The 22604-nt window shown below is 57.7% G+C and carries 22 protein-coding genes; 19 read left to right on the forward strand and 3 right to left on the reverse strand.

What is annotated here, in order from left to right:
- The first annotated feature begins 13 nt into the window (after window positions 1-13).
- The 15 genes from ccmA to WEB54_RS04780 all read left to right on the forward strand — a co-directional run bounded on the left by ccmA (window position 14) and on the right by WEB54_RS04780 (window position 15660).
- The gene (gene ccmA / locus WEB54_RS04710; protein ID WP_368053722.1) at window positions 14-649 is read left to right on the forward strand and encodes a cytochrome c biogenesis heme-transporting ATPase CcmA; all 636 of its coding nucleotides are present in this window, start codon (window positions 14-16) and stop codon (window positions 647-649) included.
- Entirely contained in the window at window positions 646-1323 is a 678-nt protein-coding gene (ccmB, locus tag WEB54_RS04715; protein WP_368053528.1) for a heme exporter protein CcmB, read from the forward strand. Before ccmA ends, ccmB begins: the two co-directional genes overlap by 4 nt.
- 108 nt (window positions 1324-1431) lie before the next feature.
- Window positions 1432-2133, forward strand: coding sequence for a heme ABC transporter permease CcmC (gene ccmC, locus WEB54_RS04720; protein WP_368053526.1), 702 nt, complete (start codon window positions 1432-1434; stop codon window positions 2131-2133).
- Window positions 2133-2309, forward strand: a complete 177-nt coding sequence (ccmD, locus tag WEB54_RS04725) for a heme exporter protein CcmD (RefSeq protein ID WP_368053524.1) — start codon at window positions 2133-2135, stop codon at window positions 2307-2309. The genes ccmC and ccmD overlap by 1 nt, the downstream gene beginning before the upstream one ends.
- Entirely contained in the window at window positions 2306-2800 is a 495-nt protein-coding gene (gene ccmE, locus WEB54_RS04730; protein WP_368053522.1) for a cytochrome c maturation protein CcmE, read from the forward strand. The genes ccmD and ccmE overlap by 4 nt, the downstream gene beginning before the upstream one ends.
- Window positions 2801-2808: 8 nt before the next feature.
- Window positions 2809-4761: a heme lyase CcmF/NrfE family subunit gene (locus WEB54_RS04735; RefSeq protein ID WP_368053520.1), complete on the forward strand. Its 1953-nt coding sequence runs from the start codon at window positions 2809-2811 to the stop codon at window positions 4759-4761.
- A complete protein-coding gene (locus WEB54_RS04740) occupies window positions 4758-5291 on the forward strand; it encodes a DsbE family thiol:disulfide interchange protein (protein WP_368053518.1) in 534 nt (177 codons plus the stop codon). Before WEB54_RS04735 ends, WEB54_RS04740 begins: the two co-directional genes overlap by 4 nt.
- Window positions 5292-5301: 10 nt before the next feature.
- A complete protein-coding gene (locus tag WEB54_RS04745) occupies window positions 5302-5739 on the forward strand; it encodes a cytochrome c-type biogenesis protein CcmH (RefSeq protein ID WP_368053516.1) in 438 nt (145 codons plus the stop codon).
- Window positions 5740-5744: 5 nt separating this feature from the next.
- Window positions 5745-6959, forward strand: coding sequence for a c-type cytochrome biogenesis protein CcmI (gene ccmI / locus WEB54_RS04750; protein ID WP_368053514.1), 1215 nt, complete (start codon window positions 5745-5747; stop codon window positions 6957-6959).
- 576 nt (window positions 6960-7535) lie between these two features.
- Window positions 7536-11039 carry a chromosome segregation protein SMC gene (gene smc, locus WEB54_RS04755; protein WP_368053726.1) on the forward strand — a complete coding sequence of 1168 codons (3504 nt, stop codon included), beginning with the start codon at window positions 7536-7538 and terminating at the stop codon, window positions 11037-11039.
- Between the two features lie 14 nt (window positions 11040-11053).
- Window positions 11054-12244, forward strand: a complete 1191-nt coding sequence (zipA, locus tag WEB54_RS04760; RefSeq protein WP_368053728.1) for a cell division protein ZipA — start codon at window positions 11054-11056, stop codon at window positions 12242-12244.
- Entirely contained in the window at window positions 12237-14285 is a 2049-nt protein-coding gene (ligA, locus tag WEB54_RS04765) for an NAD-dependent DNA ligase LigA (RefSeq protein ID WP_368053730.1), read from the forward strand. Before zipA ends, ligA begins: the two co-directional genes overlap by 8 nt.
- Before the next feature lie 51 nt (window positions 14286-14336).
- Complete coding sequence (locus WEB54_RS04770; protein ID WP_368053732.1) at window positions 14337-14774, forward strand: hypothetical protein; 438 nt, start codon at window positions 14337-14339, stop codon at window positions 14772-14774.
- On the forward strand, window positions 14771-15079 hold the full coding sequence (locus tag WEB54_RS04775; protein ID WP_368053734.1) for a YheU family protein: 309 nt from the start codon (window positions 14771-14773) through the stop codon (window positions 15077-15079). Before WEB54_RS04770 ends, WEB54_RS04775 begins: the two co-directional genes overlap by 4 nt.
- Window positions 15080-15180: 101 nt before the next feature.
- A complete protein-coding gene (locus WEB54_RS04780) occupies window positions 15181-15660 on the forward strand; it encodes a DUF2489 domain-containing protein (protein WP_368053736.1) in 480 nt (159 codons plus the stop codon).
- 231 nt (window positions 15661-15891) lie between these two features.
- Here the strand turns inward: WEB54_RS04780 and WEB54_RS04785 are convergent, their stop codons facing one another.
- Window positions 15892-16368 carry a hypothetical protein gene (locus WEB54_RS04785; RefSeq protein WP_368053738.1) on the reverse strand — a complete coding sequence of 159 codons (477 nt, stop codon included), beginning with the start codon at window positions 16366-16368 and terminating at the stop codon, window positions 15892-15894.
- A 95-nt stretch (window positions 16369-16463) separates the two neighbouring features.
- Window positions 16464-17351 carry a recombination-associated protein RdgC gene (locus WEB54_RS04790; protein ID WP_368053740.1) on the reverse strand — a complete coding sequence of 296 codons (888 nt, stop codon included), beginning with the start codon at window positions 17349-17351 and terminating at the stop codon, window positions 16464-16466.
- A 135-nt stretch (window positions 17352-17486) separates the two neighbouring features.
- On the opposite strand from WEB54_RS04790, the gene rrtA reads away from it, so the two are divergent.
- Complete coding sequence (rrtA, locus tag WEB54_RS04795) at window positions 17487-18095, forward strand: rhombosortase (protein ID WP_368053742.1); 609 nt, start codon at window positions 17487-17489, stop codon at window positions 18093-18095.
- On the opposite strand, the gene WEB54_RS04800 is transcribed toward rrtA, so the two are convergent.
- Window positions 18030-18938 carry a LysR family transcriptional regulator gene (locus WEB54_RS04800; protein WP_368053745.1) on the reverse strand — a complete coding sequence of 303 codons (909 nt, stop codon included), beginning with the start codon at window positions 18936-18938 and terminating at the stop codon, window positions 18030-18032. The two genes, rrtA and WEB54_RS04800, sit on opposite strands and share 66 nt — an antisense overlap.
- Window positions 18939-19297: 359 nt before the next feature.
- Here WEB54_RS04800 and leuC point away from each other — a divergent pair, with 359 nt between their 5' ends.
- From leuC to leuB, 3 genes are read left to right on the forward strand one after another with little or no spacing between them, the layout of a single operon-like run.
- Window positions 19298-20731, forward strand: a complete 1434-nt coding sequence (leuC, locus tag WEB54_RS04805) for a 3-isopropylmalate dehydratase large subunit (protein ID WP_368053747.1) — start codon at window positions 19298-19300, stop codon at window positions 20729-20731.
- On the forward strand, window positions 20728-21375 hold the full coding sequence (leuD, locus tag WEB54_RS04810) for a 3-isopropylmalate dehydratase small subunit (RefSeq protein WP_368053749.1): 648 nt from the start codon (window positions 20728-20730) through the stop codon (window positions 21373-21375). The genes leuC and leuD overlap by 4 nt, the downstream gene beginning before the upstream one ends.
- Window positions 21376-21384: 9 nt before the next feature.
- Window positions 21385-22479, forward strand: coding sequence for a 3-isopropylmalate dehydrogenase (gene leuB, locus WEB54_RS04815; protein ID WP_368053751.1), 1095 nt, complete (start codon window positions 21385-21387; stop codon window positions 22477-22479).
- The last annotated feature ends 125 nt before the right edge of the window (window positions 22480-22604 follow it).

A 22604-nucleotide genomic window follows, 5' to 3' on the forward strand; every position in this document is an offset into this window, starting at 1 on the left:
TCAGAGACAGACCATGGCCCGAGTGTTGTCCGCAGTGGGACTGGATTGCGAGCGTGATGACCGGCATCTTTTCAGGGATTTGTCGTTTGACGTGGCAAGTGGTGAGATTCTGCATCTAACCGGCCCGAACGGGTCGGGTAAGACGACTCTGTTGCGTCGTTTGGTGGGCATTAGTTCGGTGGTTGAGGGCGCTGTAAACTGGTTTCCGGATTCGTCGGAAGCCACCGCAGAACCCTGTGAAAAGATTTGGTATATCGCCCATAGGCCCGCAGTGACGTTGTTACAATCACCGCTCGAAAATATGGCGTATGCGCTCGCATTACATGGCATTCGGGTGCCCGAATCGGTCGTTTGGGACGCTCTGGGAGCCGTCGGTTTGCGAGGCTTTGAAGATGTGCCCAGTCATCAGTTGTCGGCCGGGCAGCAGCGGCGAGTGGCTCTGGCCAGGCTCTACTTGCCGCTGGAACCGGAACAAGTGCGTGCCTGGGTGTTGGACGAACCATTGACGGCGTTGGATGTTAACGCGGTCGATCGTCTGAAGGCTCGTATTCTGGCGTTCGCACAGAGTGGCGGCGCTGTCATTATGACCAGCCACCACGGCCTCGACAGCGCAACGGTGCGAACACTTGAACTGGGGGCTGCGTCATGACGTTCCTGCCATTGCTCAGGTCGGTGTTCCGGCGGGAAATGCAGCTTGCGTATCGGCGTCGCTCAGACCTCGCCAATCCCCTTCTGTTTTTCCTGATCGTCGTGGTGCTGTTTCCGCTGGGTGTGACGCCAGATATGTCGACATTGGCAGGCATGGCTCCCGGTGTGTTGTGGGTCGGTGCTCTGCTGGCCAATTTACTGTCACTCGATCTGTTGTTTCGCAGTGACTACGAAGACGGCTCGCTGGAACAGATGCTGTTGGCATCACTGCCACCAACGTCACTGGTGCTCTGTAAAGTCTGGGTACACTGGCTGGTGACTGGGCTGCCACTGACGATAATGGCACCACTGTTGTCGGTGATGCTGGGCTTGCCGGAGAGTGCCATACCGCTGTTGATGCTGACATTGGCGCTGGGAACCCTGAGTTTAAGCCTCATTGGCAGTATTGGCGCCGCTTTAACGGTAGGTTTGCAAAAGGGTGGCTTGTTGTTGACCCTGCTCATCATGCCGCTTTTTGTGCCTGTTATCATATTTGGAACCGGTGCCGTCCAGGCCCAGGTGGCCGGTTTGCCCTGGCTGGCGCAGCTCGCCATGCTGGCTGCGATGACGACCGGGTCGCTGGCCCTGGCACCACTGTTGACCGTTGTTGCTCTCCGCATTGCGGTGGGCGATTGAATTCGAACAGGCTGCCCGGTAGAGCCGGGCAGTGGGAGTACCTCTAGCATGTGGCAAGCCTTTGTCAGGTGGTTTCACAAATGGTCATCGCCGAAATGGTTTTACACCATGAGTCAGCCCTGGAGCTTCTGGCTGGGCTGGGCGGCAACGCTGATCATTGCCGTTGCTCTGGTCTGGGGGTTGATGTTCGCGCCGGTTGAACGCTTGCAGGGCAACAGCTACCGGATCATCTTCATTCATGTTCCTTCGGCGTTTCTGTCTCAGGCCATTTATGCCGCCATCGCGGTGTTGGGTCTGGTTGGCCTGGTCTGGAAGATGAAGCTGGCGTTTTTTGTCGCCAAACAATGCATACCTGTAGGCGCCAGTATGGCGTTGCTGGCGTTAGTCACCGGAGCTATTTGGGGCAAACCCACCTGGGGCACCTGGTGGGAGTGGGATGCGCGGCTTACCTCCATGCTGGTCCTGCTTTTGCTCTATTTCGGCCTCTGGGCACTGCACAACGCCATGGAACGCCCTGAAAGCGGCGACCGCGCCGCAGCGATTCTCGCTTTGGTGGGCGTGGTGAACTTGCCAATCATCAAGTTTTCAGTGGAGTGGTGGAATACCCTGCATCAGCCGGCCACCCTGAAGTTTACTGAAGCGCCACCCATGCACACGAGCATGCTGATTCCCTTTTTAATGGCCATTCTGGGGTTTTACCTTGCCAGTATGGCCTGGGTACTGATGCGTACCCGGCTCGAAATCCTGCAGCGCGAGCGCAAGTCGCGCTGGGTTGAAGAAGAGCTGAATCGATTTGCAGAGGGCCAGTAATGGGCGCTTTTGATTCTTTTACGGCCTTTCTGGCCATGGGTGAACATGGCTTTTACGTCTGGTCTGCCTATGCCGTGGGGGCGGCGGTGATGGCGTTCAATGTTATTAGCCCGCGCCTGCATCGCCAACGGTTGATTTCCGATCACAAACGCCGCTTGCGGCGGGAGCAACGATGAATCCAAAACGTAAACAACGACTGATGCTGATTTTACTCGGGACCGGGGGTGTTGCGGTCACTGTATTGCTGGTGTTGTTTGCTCTGGGGCAAAACATGAACTTCTTCTATTCACCTTCGGATATTGCCCGGGGTGAAGCGCCGCTGGATCGTCAGATTCGGGCCGGGGGCATGGTGCGTGAAGGGTCGGTACAGCGGCAAGGCGAAACCCTGAAAGTCCAGTTTGTGGTGACGGATTTTGCAGCTGACGTCACCGTCGAATACGACGGCATTCTGCCCGACCTGTTTCGCGAAGGTGACGGCGTCGTCGCCATTGGCCGACTGAACGATGCTGGCATCGTCGTCGCCAGTGAAGTGCTGGCCAAGCACGATGAAACCTATATGCCGGTAGAAATTACCGATGCTCTGGAGCGTGCCGAACAGGCATCGAACGCGACCGGCGGTGACGCTACTTCGCGCGATACCCAACCCACCAGCCGCTACGGTTACTGAGGAGTTTTATGTTACCGGAATTTGGACAGTTTGCGCTGATCCTGGCGTTTTTGATGGCCATTGGATTGGCTGTTATGCCGCTGTACGGCGTCGTTGCAGGACATCCTGGCTATCAGCGTACGGCGCCAGCCTGGACCTGGGGGCTCTTCGTGTTTCTCTGCCTGGGGTTTGGTCTGCTGGTCGCCAGTTTTGTTAACGATGACTTTTCCGTGCGCATTGTGTCTGAAAACTCCAATACCCGGCTGCCCTGGTTCTACAAGATCTCAGCCACCTGGGGCAACCACGAAGGCTCCATGTTGTTGTGGATTCTGATGCTCGCCGGTTGGGCCGTGGCCGTCAGTCTGTTTGCCCGCAGTCTATCGCTTGAACTGAAAAGCGCTGTGCTGGGGGTTATGGGCATCATCGCCGTTGCCTTCCTGCTGTTTTTGCTGCAAACCTCCAACCCCTTCGATCGTTTATTGCCGATACCCCCGGGTGACGGGGCTGACCTGAACCCCCTGCTGCAGGACATAGGGCTGATTCTGCATCCGCCAACACTTTACATGGGCTATGTGGGTTTTTCGGTGGCCTTTGCCTTTGCCATCGCCGCGCTGATTACCGGCCGCTTTGATGCGGGCTGGGTGCGCTGGTCGCGGCCCTGGACTAACGTCGCCTGGGCGTTTCTGACCGTCGGCATTGCGCTCGGCAGCTGGTGGGCTTATTACGAACTTGGCTGGGGCGGCTGGTGGTTCTGGGACCCGGTCGAGAATGCGTCCTTCATGCCATGGCTGATCGGCACTGCACTGATACATTCCCAGGCGGTGACCGAAAAACGCAATTTGTTCAAATCCTGGACGTTGTTGCTGGCTATTATGGCGTTCTCGTTCAGCTTGCTGGGGACTTTCCTGGTACGCAGTGGCGTGCTGACCAGTGTGCATTCCTTTGCCACTGACCCCGAGCGCGGCATTTTTATTCTGATGATTCTGCTGCTGACTGTTGGTGGTTCATTGCTGTTGTACGCCTTACGCGCTTCACAAATTCGGGTGGCGGGTGAATATCGCTTGCTGTCGCGGGAAACCTTCCTGCAGTTCAATAACATCATTCTGGTCGTCATCACCTTTATGGTATTGCTGGGGACGTTGTTTCCGCTGTTGTTTGACGCGCTGAATCTGCGCAAAATTTCAGTAGGTGCGCCGTATTTCAGCGCCATGTTCAATTTCTTTATGGTGTTTCTGCTGTCACTGGTGGCTGTCGGTCAGTTGTTGCGCTGGAAGCGACACCCCGCTCAGGATCTTTCTACGCTGCTGAAAACGGGTATTCCCATCGCCATTGTGGCCGGGTTGGTGTTGCCGCTGTTGGTGTCTGGACGCTTTCACTGGCAGGTCTGGCTTGGCCTGGCACTGGCGTTTTGGCTGCTGGCAGGTCTGGTGCGCTTGCTGATCGACCGGTCGCGTAATGCCAGTAACCCCTGGCGGGCCCTGGCACGTGCCGGAGGCGGTTTCTGGGGCATGTGGCTGGCGCATCTGGGGCTGGTATTTGCGGTGATTGGCGTGGTGCTGGTGTCCAACTACGAAGTCACTCGCGACTACCGCATGGGGCCGGGTGACCGGGTCAGCATGGGTGACTATCAATTCGAATTCCAGGGCACACGACAGGTCAGTGGGTCTAACTTCCAGGGTGATGAAGGCATTTTGAATGTGTTCAGGAATGACCGGCAGGTGGCGAGTCTTGCGCCAGAAAAACGGTTCTACACCGTTCAGTCGAGCACCATGACCGAGGCCGGTATCGACGGTGGCCTGTTCCGTGATCTCTATGCTTCCATGGCGGAGCCGTTGGATGACAGCCGTCAGGTCTGGTCGTTACGCTTGCAGGTGAAACCCTTTGTGCGCTGGATTTGGCTTGGGGCGCTATTGATGGCGCTGGGTGGTGTGGTCGCCGTGCTGGATCGGCGCTATCGCAGAAAACCGGGGGTGACACTATGAGCAAGCGGTTTGTCTTTTTTCTGCCTCTCGTAGCTATCGCCGTTATGATGGCACTGTTCGCATTTGCCTTGTTGACCGGGGTTAACCCCCAGGAAATGGATTCGGCCCTGGAAGGGCGGGCGATGCCTGAATTCAGGCTCACCGACGTCAACGACGACGATCGAACCCTGACCGAAGAAGACCTCGCTGGCGAACCTTATCTGATGAATTTCTGGGCGACCTGGTGCCCCTCGTGCAAATTTGAACACCCCTATCTGAACAGTCTGGCCAGTGAAGGGGTGCGCATCATTGGCGTCAATTATAAGGACGACCGGGAGCTGGCCGTTGACTGGCTGCGCGATTATGCAAACCCCTATGAGATTGATGTCTACGATCCCAACGGAGATCTGGGGTTTGAACTGGGCGTAACCGGTGCACCGGAAACCTTCTTTGTCGATTCATCCGGTACGATTCAGCACCGGTTTCAGGGCCCGATAGATTCGGCCCTGTGGGACAACAAATTAAAGGCCGTATACGATGCGATGGAGTAACCGACTGATAATGGCAGGCCTGCTGCTGGTGTCGCTGTTTGCCATGGCCGAGCAGCAAAGTTTGGTATTCGACAACGACACCTTGCGCGAACGGTACCAGGAACTGACTGAAAAATTGCGCTGCCCGAAATGTCAGAACCAGAGCATCGCCGGTTCTAACTCGCCCATTGCTGACGACATGCGCAACAAAACCTACGAATTGCTGCATCTGGGCTACAGCGACGATCAAATCGTGAATTACATGGTCGATCGTTACACCGAATTCGTTATTTATCAGCCACGCCTGAACTGGGGTACGGCCTGGCTCTGGGTTGGCCCGATTCTGGCGCTGTTGCTTGGCGCGATGTTGGTGACCTGGCTGGCCCGCCGCTCGGGAGCCGGGGAACCGGATAAACTCAGTGACGATGAACGAATGCGTCTTCAGGCCCTGCTGGAAAAGGATTCTTAACCCCTATGTCCCTCTTTGTATTTGGCGTATTGCTGGTGCTGGCTTTGGTGTTTGTTGCAACCCTGGGGCGGCGGCGGAGCGACGCTCTGGAACGGGATTCAGTTACCGAGTCGATTCAGATCCACAAAGCCCGGTTGCAGGCCCTGGATGAAGAACACCAGCGCGGTGACCTCGAAGTCACCGATTACCAGCAATTCAGGGCGGAAACCGAACGGGCTCTACTGGAAGATACCCGCAAAGCCGGTGATGCCGAACCCGGGCGAGCGGTACCGATGGCGGTGGTGGCCGTCACGGGCCTAATAATGAGCGGTGCTGCCTGGGGGTTGTATAGCTATTGGGGGGCTTCGGATGCGGTCGCCGTGCGGAAAAACTTTGTAGCCCTGGCAACGGACCCAAACCCGACCGAAGCCCAACTGATGGAAACGCTCGATGGCTATGAAGCCCTGCTGCAAAACCAGCCTGACGACATGGAAGGCTGGTTTCGGCTAGCCAACATGCAAATGGAACTGGGGCAGTACAGCCGGGCTCAGCCAACGCTGGAACGGGTGCTGACACTGCTGCGTGACGGTGCCCGCAATGCGGAAGACGAGTCGATGATACTGGCGTATCTCGGGCAGACACTGTGGGCGCAGCAGCAGGCCGAACCCGCCCTGGCTCGGTTTCGGGAGGCGCTGGAATACAACGCCCAGAATACCCTGGCACTGGGCTTTGCCGGTCGTCTGACGTTTGAATTGGAAAATTACCGAGATTCCATCAATTACTGGACCCGGCTTAAACGGCTGGCGGGTGAAACCGCAGACACACGCCTGATCGAAGAGTTTATTAGCCGTTCCCAGGCTGCCCTGGCGGCGCAAGGCATTGATTACGAAGCCGATTTGGGGCCCAGTATTGAAGTCAGCCTGACGCTGCCAGCTGCCTGGGAAGGGTTGCCGGAAAGCGCCGTATTGTTCGTGTTCGCACGACCCGTCGATAGCCGCATGCCGCTGGCGGTCAAACGCTTGCCGGTGTCTGCCCGGGAACTGACCGTGGTGTTAACCGATGCCGACGCCATGGGCGGCATGGGTGGGCTGAGCGGCCAGCAAAAAGTAGCGGTTTCGGCCCGGGTCTCCTTTGAGGGCGTTGCTGAACCGGCGGCTGGCGATTGGGTCGCCAACGACGTGACGCTGGACTTGGCCGATAAGACCACCATCGCCGTCAACCTGAACGTGCAGCAGCCCTGAGCGAGGCAGGCAGAGGTGCCGGGTGATTTTCGGGTGACCGGGATCACATTTTCAGGTGAAATCTAAGTCCTTGATCTGGCACTAAAAATCGCCGTCGGGAGACGGTTTCAACCGGCCGCGATTGACGCTAGAATCGAGCCTATTAACTCAAGTTTCGGAGTTCGGTTGTACATTGGTGCCATGAGTCCGTGTCAGGCACCGGGTGTACCTATCCGGGGTCGGCGTGAACCCATCTATGGGGCCTAGACTGCAGCATCCCTGCTGCAGACTACCCCGGATAGGTACCCCCAGCACCTGGCACTCAATTGGTTGCGAACTGTGAAACTCAGGCAGTAACCCAAGTTTCGGAGTTCGCGGAAGTGACAAGCAGCGGCTGCCGGGGGTGCCCCTGTGGGGTAGTCCGCAGCAGGGATGCTGCGGCCTAGGCTCCATGGACGGATTTACGCCGACCCCACAGGGGCGCCCCCGGTAGCCGTTGCGGACCAATGCCACCGAACCGACCCGAACTTGAGTATTAATTCGATCGTGGGGCCTGGCATGATGCCGGGCCCGCTAGCACTGGACTGACATCGCCCTATGCGATTGAAAAGCATTAAAATGGCCGGGTTCAAATCCTTTGTTGACCCGACCACCATTCCGTTCCCGACCAATTTGTCGGCCATTGTCGGCCCGAACGGCTGTGGTAAGTCCAACACCATCGACGCGGTGCGCTGGGTGATGGGTGAATCGTCCGCCAAGCACCTGCGTGGCGAGTCGATGACGGATGTCATCTTCAATGGCAGTAATGCCCGCAATCCGGTAGGCCAGTGCTCGGTCGAGCTGGTGTTCGATAATTCGGACCATTCCCTGACAGGCGAATATGCGGCCTTCAACGAAATCGCCATCCGTCGCCGGGTAACGCGAGACGGCCAGTCCACCTATTTCCTGAACGGCACCAAATGCCGCCGTAAAGACGTCACCGACCTGTTTCTCGGCACCGGTCTGGGTGCGCGCAGCTACGCCATTATTGAACAAGGCATGATTTCACGGCTGATTGAAGCCAAGCCGGAAGACCTGCGCAACACCATCGAAGAAGCGGCGGGCATTTCCCGGTACAAGGAGCGCCGCCGTGAAACCGAAAACCGGATGCGCCGCACCCGCGAGAATCTGGAACGCCTGACCGACATTCGCGAAGAGCTGGAACGCCAGCTGCAACACCTGCATCGCCAGGCCCAGTCAGCCGAGAAATACAAGGAATTCAAACAGGAAGAGCGCACCACCCGGGCCCAGCTGGCCGCCTTGCGCTGGCAAGGGCTCGACCGGGAAGTATCCGAACAGGACATGCGCATCGCCGAGTTTGAAACCCGGTATGAGAGCTTTGTCACTGAACAGCGTCGTATCGATGCCGACATTGAAGCACTGCGTGAGGCACACCACGCTGCTACCGAAGCCTTCAACGACGTTCAGGCGCAGTATTATCAGCTGGGTAACGAAATCGCCCGCTTCGAACAGACCATGCAGCATCGCCAGGAGCAGAGCCACCAGCTGGTGCAGGATATTCAGGACGCCGAGCGAACCCTGCAGGAGGCCACCCAGGCCAGCCAGTCTGACAGCGACCGGGTGGAAGAAGCCCGGGAATTGCTGGAAATGCTGGCGCCCGAGCTGGAAGCTGCAGAAGAACAGGTGGGCCTGGCCGCCGATGAACTGGCCGATCTGGAACGGCGCCAGCAAGATTGGCAGAGCCGCTGGGATCAATTCAACCAGAACGCCCAGGGCCCGAAACGCCAGGCAGAAGTCGCCCAATCCCGTATTCAGCACCTGGAACGCGTGATCGAGCAGTTGCACCGCCGCCAGGAAACCCTGTACCGCGAGCGCGATCAACTGGCCGCCGACCCGGAAGCCGAGAACCTGGAAGCCCTGATCGATCAGACCGATGAGCTGGAAATGCGGTCTGAGCAATTTCAGACGCGCATGGACGAACTGGCCGAACAGCAACAAAGCAGCCGCGAGCAAGCCGAGGCCAAACGACGCGAGCACGACACCGTGCGCCAGCAACTGCAGCAAAAGCAGGGCCGCCAGGCCACATTGCGGGCACTGATCAAAGCCGCCATAGGCGATGAAGCCCAGGGCGTGCGTGACTGGCTGGCCAGTAACCAGTTGCGCGAAGCGCGCCGTCTGGCGCAGGAACTGAGTGTCGAACCCGGCTGGGAAGCGGCAGTCGAGGCTGTATTGGGCGATCGCCTACAGGCCATCGCCATCGATTCACTGGACTCGGTCAGCGGCGCCATCAGCCGGTTTCAGGACGGCACTCTGACGTTACTGTCGACCGAACGAGCCCGCGATGTAGGCGAGGCTGGCCAGTCACTGTTACGCAAGGTTCAGTGTGATCGGGATCTGTCGCCCTGGCTCGCCCCGGTGTATACCGCGAACAGTCTGGAAGAAGCGCTGTCTCGCCGTGACAGCCTGGCTCCACACGAAAGTCTGATTACTCCGGATGGCGTGTGGATCAGCCACAATTGGCTGCGAATTCAGCGCGGGGAGGGCGGCTCCGACGGGTTGCTCAGCCAGCAACAGGAACTGGAAACGCTGGTCGGAGAGCTCGATGAACTCGAAGCCGTCGAGGAAGACCTGGACGTCAGTCTGAATATGGCGTTGATGCAACAGAAAGCCATTGAAGAAGAGCGAGAGCAGGTACAGCGTGATAACCAGCAGCTGTCACGGCAACTGGCCGAGGCCAAGTCGGAACTCAGCGGTCGCCGGGTGCAGGCGGAGCAAATGCGCGAGCGCCGGGCACGCCTTCACGAAGACATTCGGGAAGTTGAGACCCAGATGGCCGCTGAGCGCGAAACGCTGGCCATGGACCGTGAAGAACTGCAGCAGTCGCTGGATTTAATGGAAGAGGATGTGGATGAACGAGAAGCGCTGATGGCCGAGCGCGAGGAACACCGCATCACCCTGGATGAAAAACGGGATGCTGTGCGTCAGGCACGGGATGCCCAGCATCAATTGCAATTGAAATACCAGACATTACAGACGGAAGTAAACTCGTTAACCGGGGCACTGGAGCGCGCCGCTCAGCAGAAGGAGCGGGCAGAGGAGCGGCTGGAGCGTCTGAAAGCGCAAATGGATGATCGCCAGGACCCACTGGATGATCTGCGCGAGACGCTGGAGATCAAGCTTGAAGCCCGGCTGGAACTGGAAGAATCGTTGCAGGAAAAGCGCTCGGCGATGGAGAGCTCAGATGCCGACATGCGCTCACTGGAGCAACAGAGAGTGGTCGCCGATCAGCAAGCCATGGCGGTGCGTACCGAGCTTGAACAGCATAAGATGGCGGCTCAAACACAGATTACCCGGCGTGCGACGCTCGCCGAGCAACTGGCTGAACAGCAGTTTGATCTCGATACGGTGATCGCCAATCTGCCCGAAGAGGCCAACGAGACACAATGGGAAGAGGCTTTGGAGCGACTGGCCGCCAAAATTCAGCGCCTTGGGCCGATCAATCTGGCCGCCATTGAAGAGTACCAGACGCAAAGTGAACGTAAACGTTACCTGGATGAGCAGGATCAGGACTTGCAGCGAGCGCTGGAGACACTGGAGAATGCCATTCGTAAGATTGATCGTGAAACCCGGACCCGGTTCAAGGAAACCTTCGACCGAGTAAACCAGGGGTTGCAGGAGCTGTTTCCCAAGGTGTTCGGCGGTGGCCATGCTTATCTGGAACTGACCGGCGACGACCTGCTTGATACCGGTGTAGCCATCATGGCGCGGCCACCGGGTAAGCGGAACAGCACGATTCATTTGTTATCCGGGGGTGAAAAGGCGTTGACCGCCATTGCCCTGGTGTTCAGTATTTTCCGGCTGAATCCGGCGCCGTTCTGTATGCTGGATGAAGTCGATGCGCCGTTGGATGACGCCAACGTCGGACGCTACGCAAAATTGGTGGAGGCCATGGCCGAACACGTACAGTTTATCTACATCACTCACAACAAGATCGCGATGGAAATGGCCCACCAGTTGATGGGTGTAACCATGAATGAGCCGGGCGTGTCGCGCCTGGTATCCGTGAACGTCGAGGAGGCTGCCGAACTGGCAGCCTTATAACCGGGGGCAGGCGAATGGAATTGCGTGAAGTACTGATTATTCTGGGCATCGTGCTGATTGCCGTGATCGTCTGGGACGGGCTGCGCCGCATGAAACTGCGCATACCCAAGACCCGCCGCCCGATCACAGACCTTGGGCCGGACCCGGAAGAAGAAAAGAAAAAGGCCGAACTGGCGCGTGAATTGCCCAATGGCGGCGCCCGGGTGCGCGACATGACCGAGCAGGAACGCGAGGTCATCAGCTCGAAACTGAATTTGCGGGAACGAGTGCCGATGCTGATGGATTCGGTGGACGCTGAGCCCGAGCCTGACGCAGGTGTTCCTCCAGCGGCCAGCCAACGGGCTGAACAGCAACCTCTGGATTTCGATCGGGAGCCCGACCCGAAAGAGCGCGCCGCGACCAAAGTGCCCGGGTCGGGTGCTGCCGATGGTGATGATTCGCACCGGCCAATTTCTGCAAAAGACGACGCCGAGCAGTGGGACACCAGCTGGCATTTCAGCGCTGTCGATGATGAAGACGAACCCGACCGGGATGCAGTGGCGAAAGCTGAACACGACACTGAGAAAGATGACGCGGTTGACGAACCCCGTCCCGACGACACCTATCGCGAAGCAGCGCAACAGACTTCTGACGACGAAGACGAGGCTGATACCGGCTACCGGCAGCCTGAACCGACTGAGTCAGGTGTTGACACTGTTGAGGAGAACCCTGAGCCCGCTCAGGCTGCGACAACACGGGAAACGCAGCAAGAACCCGAATACAGGGAAGACACCCGTCCGGTCGAAGCACTGGTGATCATGCATGTCATGGCGCGCGACAAAGGTGAGATTGCCGGTGATGTCTTGCTGGAACTGCTGCTGCGGGCCGGGTTGCGCTTTGGCCCGCTGGATATTTTCCATTATCGCAATCCTCAGGGGCAGATGGAGTTCAGCCTGGCCAATAGTGTACAGCCAGGCACGCTGAACCCGGATGCCATGGACCAGATGGCTACGCCGGGTGTTACCCTCTTTATGCAGCTGCCATTGCGCGCCGACATGATGACCTCGTTCGATCACATGTACGAAATGGCGGTGTACCTCAGTAAGAACCTGGATGCGGATTTGCTCGATGAGGAACACAGCACGGTCACGCCGCAACGGGTTGAACACTACCGCGAACGGCTGCGCAACTTTGCCCGGTCGCAACTGATTCAGGCCCATGAATGATCAAGTTTCCAGCATGACTGACAGCGCTATTCCGGACAATCTCCGCGAACTTCTTGAAAAAATTCGACGGCTTGACTACGAGTACTATGTGCTCAACGAGTCCAGCTTGCCTGATTCTGAATACGACCGGATGATGCAGCTGTTGATCGAATTGGAAGCGAAGCATCCTGAGTGGGTGCTTCCGGATTCCCCCACACAACGTGTAGGTGGGCAGCCCCAGGCGGGTTTTACCCAGGTGCAGCACGAAGTGCCCATGCTGTCGCTCGACAATGCCTTCAGCGACGACGATATGGCCGCCTTCTACAAACGGCTTCAAGACCGAATGAACACCACCGGGTCGCTGGAGCTGGCCTGTGAACCCAAACTCGATGGCATTGCGGTTAGTCTGTTGTATGAAGACGGTCGACTGGTACGCGGCGCGACGCGTGGCGATGGCACCACCGGCGAAGACATCACCGCCAACGTGCGTACCATTCGCAGCATTCCGCTAACCCTGCGTGGAGATGACTGGCCCAAGGTGCTGGAAGTGCGCGGTGAAATCTATATGCCCCGGGCCGGGTTTGAACGCATGAATGATCAGGCGCGGGAGCAGGGCGACAAGGTGTTTGTTAACCCGCGCAATGCGGCCTCGGGCAGTTTGCGTCAGCTCGACCCGCAGTTGACGGCGAAGCGGCCGCTGGAAATGTGTTGCTATTCAGTGGGCCGCGTCGACGGCGGCACCTTGGCTGACACCCATTTTGATACCCTCAACGCCCTGGCGGGCTGGGGTTTGAAAATCAACCCGGAAAGTCGTGTGGTCACCGGGCTCGATGAGATGCTGGCCTTTTACCAGTACTTACTGGCACGGCGGGATGAGCTGCCCTACGAGATAGATGGCATCGTCTTCAAGATCAACAGCTTTCAGTTGCAGCAGCGGCTGGGCTTTGTTTCGCGCGCACCACGCTGGGCCATCGCCCGCAAATTTCCGGCCCAGGAAGAAATGACCCGGTTGCTGGATGTCGAGTTTCAGGTAGGCCGCACCGGTGCGCTGACCCCGGTCGCCCGCTTGGAACCAGTCTTTGTTGGCGGCGTGACGGTCAGCAATGCCACCTTGCACAACATGGACGAAGTCGAACGGATAGGCGTTCATATTGGCGATACCGTCATCGTACGCCGTGCCGGGGATGTGATCCCGCAGGTAGTGCGGGTGATAGAAGATCAACGCCCGGCAGACGCCCGGCCGGTACAACTGCCTGAGGCCTGTCCGGTCTGTGGCTCGGCGGTTGAGCGGGTAGAAGGTGAAGCGGTATCCCGCTGCACCGGCGGCATTCACTGCGACGCCCAGCGCCGCGAAGCGCTGAAGCATTTTGTATCGCGCCGCGCATTGGACATTGAAGGCCTGGGCGAGAAACTGATCGATACGCTGCTTGAAAAAGGGCTGCTGCACACACCGGGTGACATCTTCGAACTGACCGCCGACCAACTGGTTGAGCTGGATCGCATGGGCGAAAAATCGGCCAGTAAGGTGATTGCCGCCATCGAAGCTGCCAAGCAGACCACATTGCCGCGCTTTCTCTATGCGCTGGGTATCCGAGAAGTCGGTGTAACAACGGCCGCTAACCTGGCCCAGCATTTCGGGACACTTGAAAAACTCTGGAGTGCCAGCGAAGAGGATTTGCTCGAGGTCGACGATGTCGGCCCCAAGGTCGCCGCGCATGTAGAGCATTTTTTTGCAGAACCCAATAATCGCCTTGAAATCGAGCGTCTGGTGGCGCTGGGCCTGACCTGGCCAGACCCCAAACCGGTGTCCGCTTCGATGCCGTTGTCGGGCCAGACCTGGGTGGTGACCGGCAAGTTGGAAGCGCTAAGTCGCGATGAGGCTAAGGATTATCTGCAGCGTCTCGGCGCAAAAGTAGCTGGCAGCGTTTCAGCCAAAACTCACCAGTTGGTGGCCGGGCCGGGCGCGGGCAGCAAATTGAAAAAAGCCACCGACCTGGATGTACCGGTGATGGATGAAGCGGAATTTCTTGAGGTTTTAAGGGAGCACCAATTATGGCAATAACGGCCGGCGTACACGCCGCATCGAACCGGTTGCCGCGGGGGAGCTGCTGATATGGATCAGGAAACCCTGGTGTATGGCGTTATTCGCGATGTAGCGTCCAACGACGCCCGGTTTTTGTTGAGCAGCCGGCTGGTCAATTGCGACGCCATCCTGAGCTTAACCGATCTCGACAGCTTTCCGTACCTGACCACCAGTATGTTCTCGATTCCCACCGAAGAGCTGGAGCAAGGCACTTACCAGACCCAGGTGATTCACTTTGCGGCCTCTTACCAGGCGGTGGAATATCACTGGGAAGCCTGGATCGCCAAATTTGAACAACTGCTTAAGCGCATGTATTGGGTGTCGGCCACTGTGTACCTTGAAACAGAGCTGTCTGGCAACCATACCTTTCAATGGGACAGCCCGGGTGCTTACCACGCACCCAGTGATGATCTGTCTGTGCACTGTGAATGGGAGCATGAAGTGGCTTTTGGGCACGCCCGACTATGATTATTCCGGCTGAACAACTGGCACCGGAAACACTGGATTCCATCGTTCGCGACTGGCTGATGCGCCAGGGGGAAGACTGGGGCCTGGTTGACGGTGGCTTGGACGATGCCATTCCACTGGCCCGGGCACGGGTGCTTGATGGTGATCTGGTAATTCTGTGGAGCGAGACCGAAGAAACATTGAACATCATGCCACGCGACGAAATCCGCCGCAGTGATCAGAAAGAGGCCTGGGAAGACCAGGCCACAACCGGTTCGGATGAGCGCGATGTCGATCAAACCGGCGATTACAGTCAGGAAGGTTAGCCGTTCTATCTCGACTGAACTGACCTTTAGAGCATGCCGATACGTACTCGCGCTAAAGCCTTCATCCACCACTCATACACCCTGAATTAGAGAGCATTCCGATGAATTCCTGGATACTGTACAGCCTGGCCCTGGCCGCCATCGCTATCATCACCGTTCTGGCCATTGTCGCCTGGCGCTTGCAGCGACAGGTTCGCCAGAAGGAGCAGGAGCGGGCCCAAGTGAAGGCGGCCTACGAGCAAAAAACCGAAGCTCGCAGAGCCTTTGTGCTGCAAAGTCTGGAAATTATTTCCACCAACGCGCTGGAAGAAGACCTGAATCTCACGGAAGCGACGATTCGCTGTAAAATTTTGCTCGATTCACTGGAAATGCCAGAGACAGAACGACAATCGTATCAGATACTGGATCAGGTGTTCGAGCAGGTACAGGGATTCGATACACACCAGGCCAGAAAGGACCTGACCCCGGCAGAACGCCACAAACAGGATCAACAACGGGGAAAAATCGAGTCGGAGTTTGAAGCCGCACTGAAAGACTGCTTCACCCGACTAAAACAAATTAATCGCGCGACACTTCAGTAATTGGCGGGTCCAGCTTTGGAGTTAAGTTTTACTTAATTGCCACAGATTCCGTGCCGGGCACCGGTTATGCCTGTCCGGGGTCGGCGTGAACCCGTCCATGGGGCCTAGACCGCAGCATCCCTGCTGCGGACTACCCCGGACAGGCATAACCGGCACCCGACGCTCAATTGGTAGTAACTCCGAAACCTGAGTTCTACGGCGCTGTCTTCACAACGTCAGCCAGTTGGCGGGTTATTCCCCCGCTCTGGGCACCCGCAAGCGATAGCTAAGAACAGTGCGCTCCCCCGCGGGCAAGCTGTAAATCAGCCATTGAATATACCCAATTTCAGCAGCAGGCATCTCCACCCCGGCGGGGAAAAACGTATTGCCATTGCGTGACAGGCGGAACTCACCGACGTGGCCGTCCAGTTTGAACGAGCCTTCAATCAATTGGGCACCACCGCTGGGTACGGTGTTTACCAGCAGTAAGTCAGTGAGGGTCTGGGTGCCGATGTTGACGGCTTCAACTTCCAGCTCCAGCAAGTCACCGGGGCGGGCTTCGGTAATTTCTGTGCGACTGAAATTGGTGTCACCTTCAGCCTTGGTTAAACGATAAAAGGTTTCTTTCACTTCGATCTGGCTTTCTGCCGCGGCACCAATACTGAGCAGGCATAGCACCGATGCGAGCCAGAGGCGGGTGTGTTTAGTCCATTTTAGTGTCCGGTTCATGACTCCCTCCCGAGATTATCCACAATTCATCTTAAAGCATAGTATCCATATATGAGCTCTTTACTCCGTTTGCCAGAGCCACCCTCCCTGGAGCGTCAGACCCCGGTATCACGCCATTGAGGGGCCAGTTTGACCAGCCAGTCGGTCAGGGCATCGGACATCAGTAGCGCATCGGTGCGTGGGTCGTCGGAATCGCCGCTTTGCTCGATCAGGGTATCGGTGAACTTCAGGCGTTTTAAGGTGAAGCTGTCGTCAATGACAGCCTGGCAGTTATCGTTCAGTACGATGCCCATTTGGCGGATGCGCATGCCGCTGTCGAGCGAGTGGGCAATTTCCGGAGCTTCCAGATCAAGGTTGCGGTAACGGGCCTTGATGGTCGGGTCTTCGGCCATTACCAGTTCCAGGTCTTCCAGCAATTCAGTGCCTTCGGGGCGACGTTCCGGTTGTTGGAACCATTCAGTCAAAATGGCACTGCCAGCGACCGACTTGCCCACCGGGATGACCGGTAACGAGCCAATGCTCTCGCGCAGTTTGGCGGTCACGTCATCCGCCGCTTTCTCGCTGGCGGCGTTGATCACCAGCCATTGCTGTTTCAGATCGATCCAGGCGCTGGTGCGGCGAGTCTTGTGAAAAGCGCGGGGCAATAGTTCGGCCCGCAGTTGCTCCTTCAGAGCGTCTTTTTCCTTGCGACCCGGGCGGCGGCCTTCGGCTTCCTCAACGGCGTCGATCTTTTCCGCCAATTGCTCGGTCAATACGCTGGCCGGCAGAATTTTTTCCTGAATCTGGGCGGTGATGAACAGCCGGTCGCCGACTTTCTCGCACAGCATCTGGCTGTCCTTAAAGGGGGCAACCCAGCCAAAAGCGGATTCCTGCAGCGCCGTCAGGCCGGTAAAGGGCGTTTGCGCAAGTTGTTCATTGAGTTGGTCTTCAGAGCCGGACCAGGTGTCGGTGAAACGATACACGCGTGCGTTTTTAAACCACATTAAGCCAGCTTCCCATCGGCAGTAAATCGAAAGGAGGGCAGTGTACTGGGTTCGCCCGGCCAGCAAAACCACTTTGCCGCATCGTGTCGACGGTTTACTCTGAACCTGTGATCCACAGCAAGATAGGGAACTTGAATGACCGCAATGCCATGGCAGGGGTGGCCGCAGAGGGTCCCGGTAACGATACGGGTGCTGCTGTCGATCTCTGTGCTGTGCCTGTTAGGCTCTTTGGCCGGGGTGACCGACTGGCTGGACTATCAGCGCCTGGCGGTAGCCGCCGGGGAGGTTTGGCGACCGCTAACCGCCTGGGTAGCCCAGCTAAACCCGTCTCACTGGCTGGTGAACCAGGGCGGGCTGGTGTTGTTGGCACTGTTGTTACCGGGCCGCTGGCAATGCCAGGACACCCTGGCGTTCGGCGGGGTCTGGTTGCTGTGCAGCATCTGGCTGGCGCTCGGGCCCTACCAGCAATATGCGGGCCTCTCCGGCTTGCTCTATGGCTGGCTGATCTGGGCGCTGTGGCGCAGCCCGCATTACAGCGGGCTTATTAGGCTGGCGGTTGCCGTGGTTCTGGTCGTCAAGGTGATCACCGAAAACCTGTCCGGGCCCTACAGCGGCGGCGCCAGCGGAGTGTCGATGTTTATACGGGGCGACATCGCCGTGCAATCGCATCTGGCCGGGCTAGTCGCTGGCCTGCTGGCGGTGCTGGTCGCCTGGGGCTGGGGCAGAGCGCGCAATCGCCATTAGTGCCTCAGCGCCCCGGCTCAGTGTCCGGCCCTGATGCCAGATAACCCCCAAATGACGTTTCAATTGCACCTGATCTACCGACAGCACGCGCACGCTGTCGTCGATCAGTCGATGAGGCAGCAGGCTCCAGCCCAGGCCGCTGGCAACCAATGCGCGTATGGTTTCCAGGTAATTGACCGCCAGCGTGCGTGACAACGGCAGGTGATGGCGTTGAAAGGTTTGCTCAATCAGCCGGTAGGTGGTGGTCTGGGAGTCCGGCAGAATCGCCCTGAAGTGCACCAGTTCGTTGAGGCGTATCTTGCCTTTGCGCTGGGTCAGCGGATGATCCGGGCTGACGACAAATTCCAGTACATCGGTCCACAGGGTCTCTTTGCGCAGTTCGCGTGGCAGAGTGGTGGGTAGAGTAATGAACGCCAGCTCAAGATCGCGCCGGGCGATGGCCTGTAACGTCTGTTCAGATTCCAGAAACTGCACGTCCAGATGGGCCTCGGGGAACTGATCGGTCAGAGACCGCAGTAGCGGGCCCAGGTAATGCAAACCAATGTGGTGACTGCTCGCAATGCTCAGTTTGCCGACCTGATCACTACCAACCTGGCTAACAGCCAGACGGGCATCGCGAATGTCTTCCAGAATGCGACTGGCCCGGTCAACCAATAATCGGCCACTCTCGGTGAGATATACATCTCGTCCAATCCGGTCGAAAAGCTTCACCCTGAGCGATTGTTCCAGATTGGCAACCCGTTTGGAAATGGCCGGTTGAGTCAGAAACAGGCGTTCGGCGGCCCGGCTGAAAGAGCCGGTCTCGGCCACGGCCAGAAAGGCTTCCAGGGAGGTGTGATCCATATGTATTCCAGTTGGTTATGGAAAATATAAAAATAATAAATTTGTATTATTCGTCAGTCTACATAGACTGTGCAGTACAGACAAATACCGTGATAAAAACTAAGAATCACCCGGCGTTAAGACTTTTAAATTACTTAAGTTTTGGAGTTTGCTACCAGGTAAGTATCAGCCGCCGGTCACGCCTCTCCGGGGTAGTTTGCAGCATGGATGCTGCGATCTAGGCCCATGGATGGGTTTACGCCGACCCCGTAGAGGTGTGACCGGTGGCTGATACGGATTGCTGGCAATATAACGAGACCGAACTCCGAAACAGGGGTAAACAAAGGCGTCAACGGTGGTTTCCCGCAGGAGGGGACGGCATGGCCAGCAAGACCTTATACGATAAGTTATGGGACGCCCATAAAGTATCCGAGCGTGATGACGGCACCGCGTTGCTCTATATAGATCGGCATCTGATACACGAAGTAACCTCACCTCAGGCCTTTGAAGGCCTGCGCCTGGCGAATCGTAAACCTTGGCGTCTGGATACCAACCTGGCTACGCCGGATCATAACGTTTCAACCGATCTGGCTGAGCGCCAGGCTGGTGTGTCCGGCATCCGCGATGAGATCTCACGCATTCAGGTCACCACGCTCGACGACAACTGCGCCGCCTTTGGCGTCCGTGAGTTCAGCATGAACGACGTGAATCAGGGCATTGTGCATGTCGTTGGCCCGGAACAGGGTGCGACCTTGCCGGGTATGACCATCGTCTGTGGCGATTCGCATACCTCCACTCACGGGGCCATGGGCTCGCTGGCGTTTGGCATCGGCACGTCGGAAGTTGAACATGTATTGGCGACCCAGTGCCTGATCCAAAGCAAGATGAAGAACATGTGCATCCGGGTTGAGGGCGACCTGGCACCGGGTATCACCGCCAAAGATGTGGTGTTGTATATCATCGGTCAAATCGGCACCGCCGGAGGCACCGGATACGCCATCGAATTTGCGGGTTCCGCATTGCGTTCGCTGTCAATGGAAGGCCGAATGACCGTCTGCAACATGGCGATTGAGGCCGGTGCCCGTGCAGGCATGGTCGCGGTAGATGAGACCACCATTGACTACTTTAAAGGCCGCCCCTTTGCCCCCAAAGGCGAGATGTGGGATCGCGCCGCAGACTACTGGCGTACTCTGGTCAGCGATGACGACGCCGTATTCGATAAAGAAGTGGTGTTGCAGGCGGCCGATATTGAACCCCAGGTCTCCTGGGGAACTTCACCGGAAATGGTGGCGGGCGTGACTGGCAAAGTGCCAAACCCGCAGGGCGTTGCCGATGAAGACAGTCGCAAAGGCGTGGTTCGAGCGCTAGAGTATATGGGCCTGCAGGCAGACCAGTCGATCGAATCAATTCGTCTCGACCGGGTGTTTATCGGATCCTGCACCAATTCGCGGATCGAAGATCTGCGTGCCGCTGCAGCCGTGGTGAAAGGCCACAGTGTCGCCAGTAGCGTCAAGCAGGCGATGGTCGTGCCCGGTTCCGGGCTGGTGAAGCAACAAGCCGAAGCTGAAGGCCTGGATGCTATTTTCAAAGCCGCTGGTTTCCAGTGGCGCGAGCCCGGTTGCTCCATGTGCCTGGCGATGAATGCCGATAAGCTGGGGCAGGGCGAGCATTGTGCCTCGACCTCGAACCGCAATTTTGAAGGTCGTCAGGGTTTTGGTGGCCGGACGCACCTGGTCAGTCCGGCCATGGCCGCCGCCGCCGCCATCAAGGGGCATTTTGTCGATATCCGCACCTGGCAGGAGGGCGCCGCATGAAACCATTCACCACCGTAACCGGTGTTGTAGCACCTATGGACCGCAGCAATGTCGATACCGACATGATTATTCCCAAGCAGTTTTTGAAGTCGATCAAGCGCAGTGGTTTTGGCCCTAACTTGTTCGACGAGCTGCGCTATCTGGATGAAGGGCAACCCGGCATGGACAGCAGCCAGCGCCCGCTGAATCCGGAGTTCGAACTGAATAGACCGCGCTATGCCGGTGCCCAGGTGCTGCTGGCACGTAAGAATTTCGGTTGCGGTTCAAGCCGTGAGCATGCGCCCTGGGCGCTCGAAGACTATGGTTTTCGGGCGATTATTGCGCCGAGTTTTGCCGATATTTTCTACAACAACTGCTTCAAGAACGGCCTGTTGCCGATTGTGTTGGCGGATGACATTGTCGATCGACTGTTTCAGTCGGTCGCAAGCATCGTAGGCTACAAACTGACCATCGATCTTGAAAATCAGCAGGTGGTCACGCCCGAGGGTGAGGCCTTCGACTTTGAAGTGAACTCATTTCGCAAACATTGCCTGATCAACGGCCTGGATGACATTGGCCTGACCCTGCAGGATGCTGACGCCATTCGCGCCTATGAAACACGCCGCGAACAGGAAACGCCCTGGGTATTTGGACACATTCGTTAAGGAAACGACATGACTGCAAACAACAACGCTTCCATTCTTATATTGCCCGGTGATGGCATCGGCCCGGAGATTGTTACCCAGGCCGAGCGGGTCCTGAACGCTGTGGCTGAGCGGGCAGGGCTGAACCTGACGCTCGATCACGCCCTGGTGGGTGGTGCGGCCATCGAGGCGACCGGTAAACCCTTGCCGGATGAAACGCTGGCCAAGGCCCGGGCCGCCGATGCCATTTTGCTCGGTGCCGTGGGTGGGCCGCAGTGGGATAGCCTCGACATGGCAATTCGTCCCGAAAAGGGGTTGTTGGGGCTGCGGTCAGAGCTGGCCCTGTTCGGCAACCTGCGACCGGCGATTCTGTACCCGCAACTGGCCAGCGCCAGCTCGCTCAAGCCTGAGATCGTATCCGGGCTGGACATCCTGATCGTGCGCGAGTTGACCGGTGGCATTTATTTCGGGCAGCCGCGCGGCGAGCATATCAATGACCGGGGCGAGCGCGAAGGCTTTAACACCTACCGCTACAACGAGACTGAAATCCGGCGGATTGGCCGGGTTGCCTTCGAAGCAGCACGCAAGCGTGGCAAGAAGCTGTGCTCGGTTGATAAGGCGAATGTCCTTGAAGTTACGGTGTTGTGGCGCAATATTATGAAGGAACTGTCAGCCGAATACCCCGATGTTGAGTTGACGCACATGTATGTCGACAACGCGGCGATGCAGCTGGTGCGGGCGCCCAAGCAGTTTGACGTGATGGTGACCGGCAATATGTTTGGCGATATTTTATCCGATTGCGCCGCCATGCTGACCGGGTCTATTGGCATGCTGCCCTCGGCATCGCTCGATGCAAACGGTAAGGGCATGTACGAGCCGATTCACGGTAGCGCACCGGACATCGCCGGGAAAGGTGTTGCCAACCCGCTGGCAACGATTCTGTCGGTCGCCATGATGCTGCGTTACTCGCTCGGTCAGTCAGCCGCGGCCGATGCCATTGAGCAGGCGGTCAGCGATGTACTTGATCAGGGCCTGCGTACCGCAGATATCGCTGCGCAAGGCGAAACTGCCGTATCGACCGATGCCATGGGCGATGCGGTCGTAGCAGCCCTAACAGCGCGATAGTCGCGCAATTCGGTTGAGGAATGGCCCGGATGAGCCGGGCCTCGCTGGCTCCGCAGACAAGCGGCCAGCGCAAATACAGGTGACGTCTGGTCTGAGAGCCGGGCGTGAACACTGAGAGGAATAGT

The sequence above is a fragment of the Saccharospirillum sp. genome (assembly GCF_040881935.1).
Taxonomy (GTDB): domain Bacteria; phylum Pseudomonadota; class Gammaproteobacteria; order Pseudomonadales; family Natronospirillaceae; genus Saccharospirillum.

Bases quoted from the DNA above. Each gene is read 5' to 3' on its own strand.
- ccmA (WP_368053722.1), top strand. From the start codon at position 14: ATGGCCCGAGTGTTGTCCGCAGTGGGACTGGATTGCGAGCGTGATGAC.
- ccmB (WP_368053528.1), top strand. From the start codon at position 646: ATGACGTTCCTGCCATTGCTCAGGTCGGTGTTCCGGCGGGAAATGCAG.
- ccmC (WP_368053526.1), top strand. From the start codon at position 1,432: ATGAGTCAGCCCTGGAGCTTCTGGCTGGGCTGGGCGGCAACGCTGATC.
- ccmD (WP_368053524.1), top strand. From the start codon at position 2,133: ATGGGCGCTTTTGATTCTTTTACGGCCTTTCTGGCCATGGGTGAACAT.
- ccmE (WP_368053522.1), top strand. From the start codon at position 2,306: ATGAATCCAAAACGTAAACAACGACTGATGCTGATTTTACTCGGGACC.
- WEB54_RS04735 (WP_368053520.1), top strand. From the start codon at position 2,809: ATGTTACCGGAATTTGGACAGTTTGCGCTGATCCTGGCGTTTTTGATG.
- WEB54_RS04740 (WP_368053518.1), top strand. From the start codon at position 4,758: ATGAGCAAGCGGTTTGTCTTTTTTCTGCCTCTCGTAGCTATCGCCGTT.
- WEB54_RS04745 (WP_368053516.1), top strand. From the start codon at position 5,302: ATGGCAGGCCTGCTGCTGGTGTCGCTGTTTGCCATGGCCGAGCAGCAA.
- ccmI (WP_368053514.1), top strand. From the start codon at position 5,745: ATGTCCCTCTTTGTATTTGGCGTATTGCTGGTGCTGGCTTTGGTGTTT.
- smc (WP_368053726.1), top strand. From the start codon at position 7,536: ATGCGATTGAAAAGCATTAAAATGGCCGGGTTCAAATCCTTTGTTGAC.
- zipA (WP_368053728.1), top strand. From the start codon at position 11,054: ATGGAATTGCGTGAAGTACTGATTATTCTGGGCATCGTGCTGATTGCC.
- ligA (WP_368053730.1), top strand. From the start codon at position 12,237: ATGAATGATCAAGTTTCCAGCATGACTGACAGCGCTATTCCGGACAAT.
- WEB54_RS04770 (WP_368053732.1), top strand. From the start codon at position 14,337: ATGGATCAGGAAACCCTGGTGTATGGCGTTATTCGCGATGTAGCGTCC.
- WEB54_RS04775 (WP_368053734.1), top strand. From the start codon at position 14,771: ATGATTATTCCGGCTGAACAACTGGCACCGGAAACACTGGATTCCATC.
- WEB54_RS04780 (WP_368053736.1), top strand. From the start codon at position 15,181: ATGAATTCCTGGATACTGTACAGCCTGGCCCTGGCCGCCATCGCTATC.
- WEB54_RS04785 (WP_368053738.1), bottom strand. From the start codon at position 16,368: ATGAACCGGACACTAAAATGGACTAAACACACCCGCCTCTGGCTCGCA.
- WEB54_RS04790 (WP_368053740.1), bottom strand. From the start codon at position 17,351: ATGTGGTTTAAAAACGCACGCGTGTATCGTTTCACCGACACCTGGTCC.
- rrtA (WP_368053742.1), top strand. From the start codon at position 17,487: ATGACCGCAATGCCATGGCAGGGGTGGCCGCAGAGGGTCCCGGTAACG.
- WEB54_RS04800 (WP_368053745.1), bottom strand. From the start codon at position 18,938: ATGGATCACACCTCCCTGGAAGCCTTTCTGGCCGTGGCCGAGACCGGC.
- leuC (WP_368053747.1), top strand. From the start codon at position 19,298: ATGGCCAGCAAGACCTTATACGATAAGTTATGGGACGCCCATAAAGTA.
- leuD (WP_368053749.1), top strand. From the start codon at position 20,728: ATGAAACCATTCACCACCGTAACCGGTGTTGTAGCACCTATGGACCGC.
- leuB (WP_368053751.1), top strand. From the start codon at position 21,385: ATGACTGCAAACAACAACGCTTCCATTCTTATATTGCCCGGTGATGGC.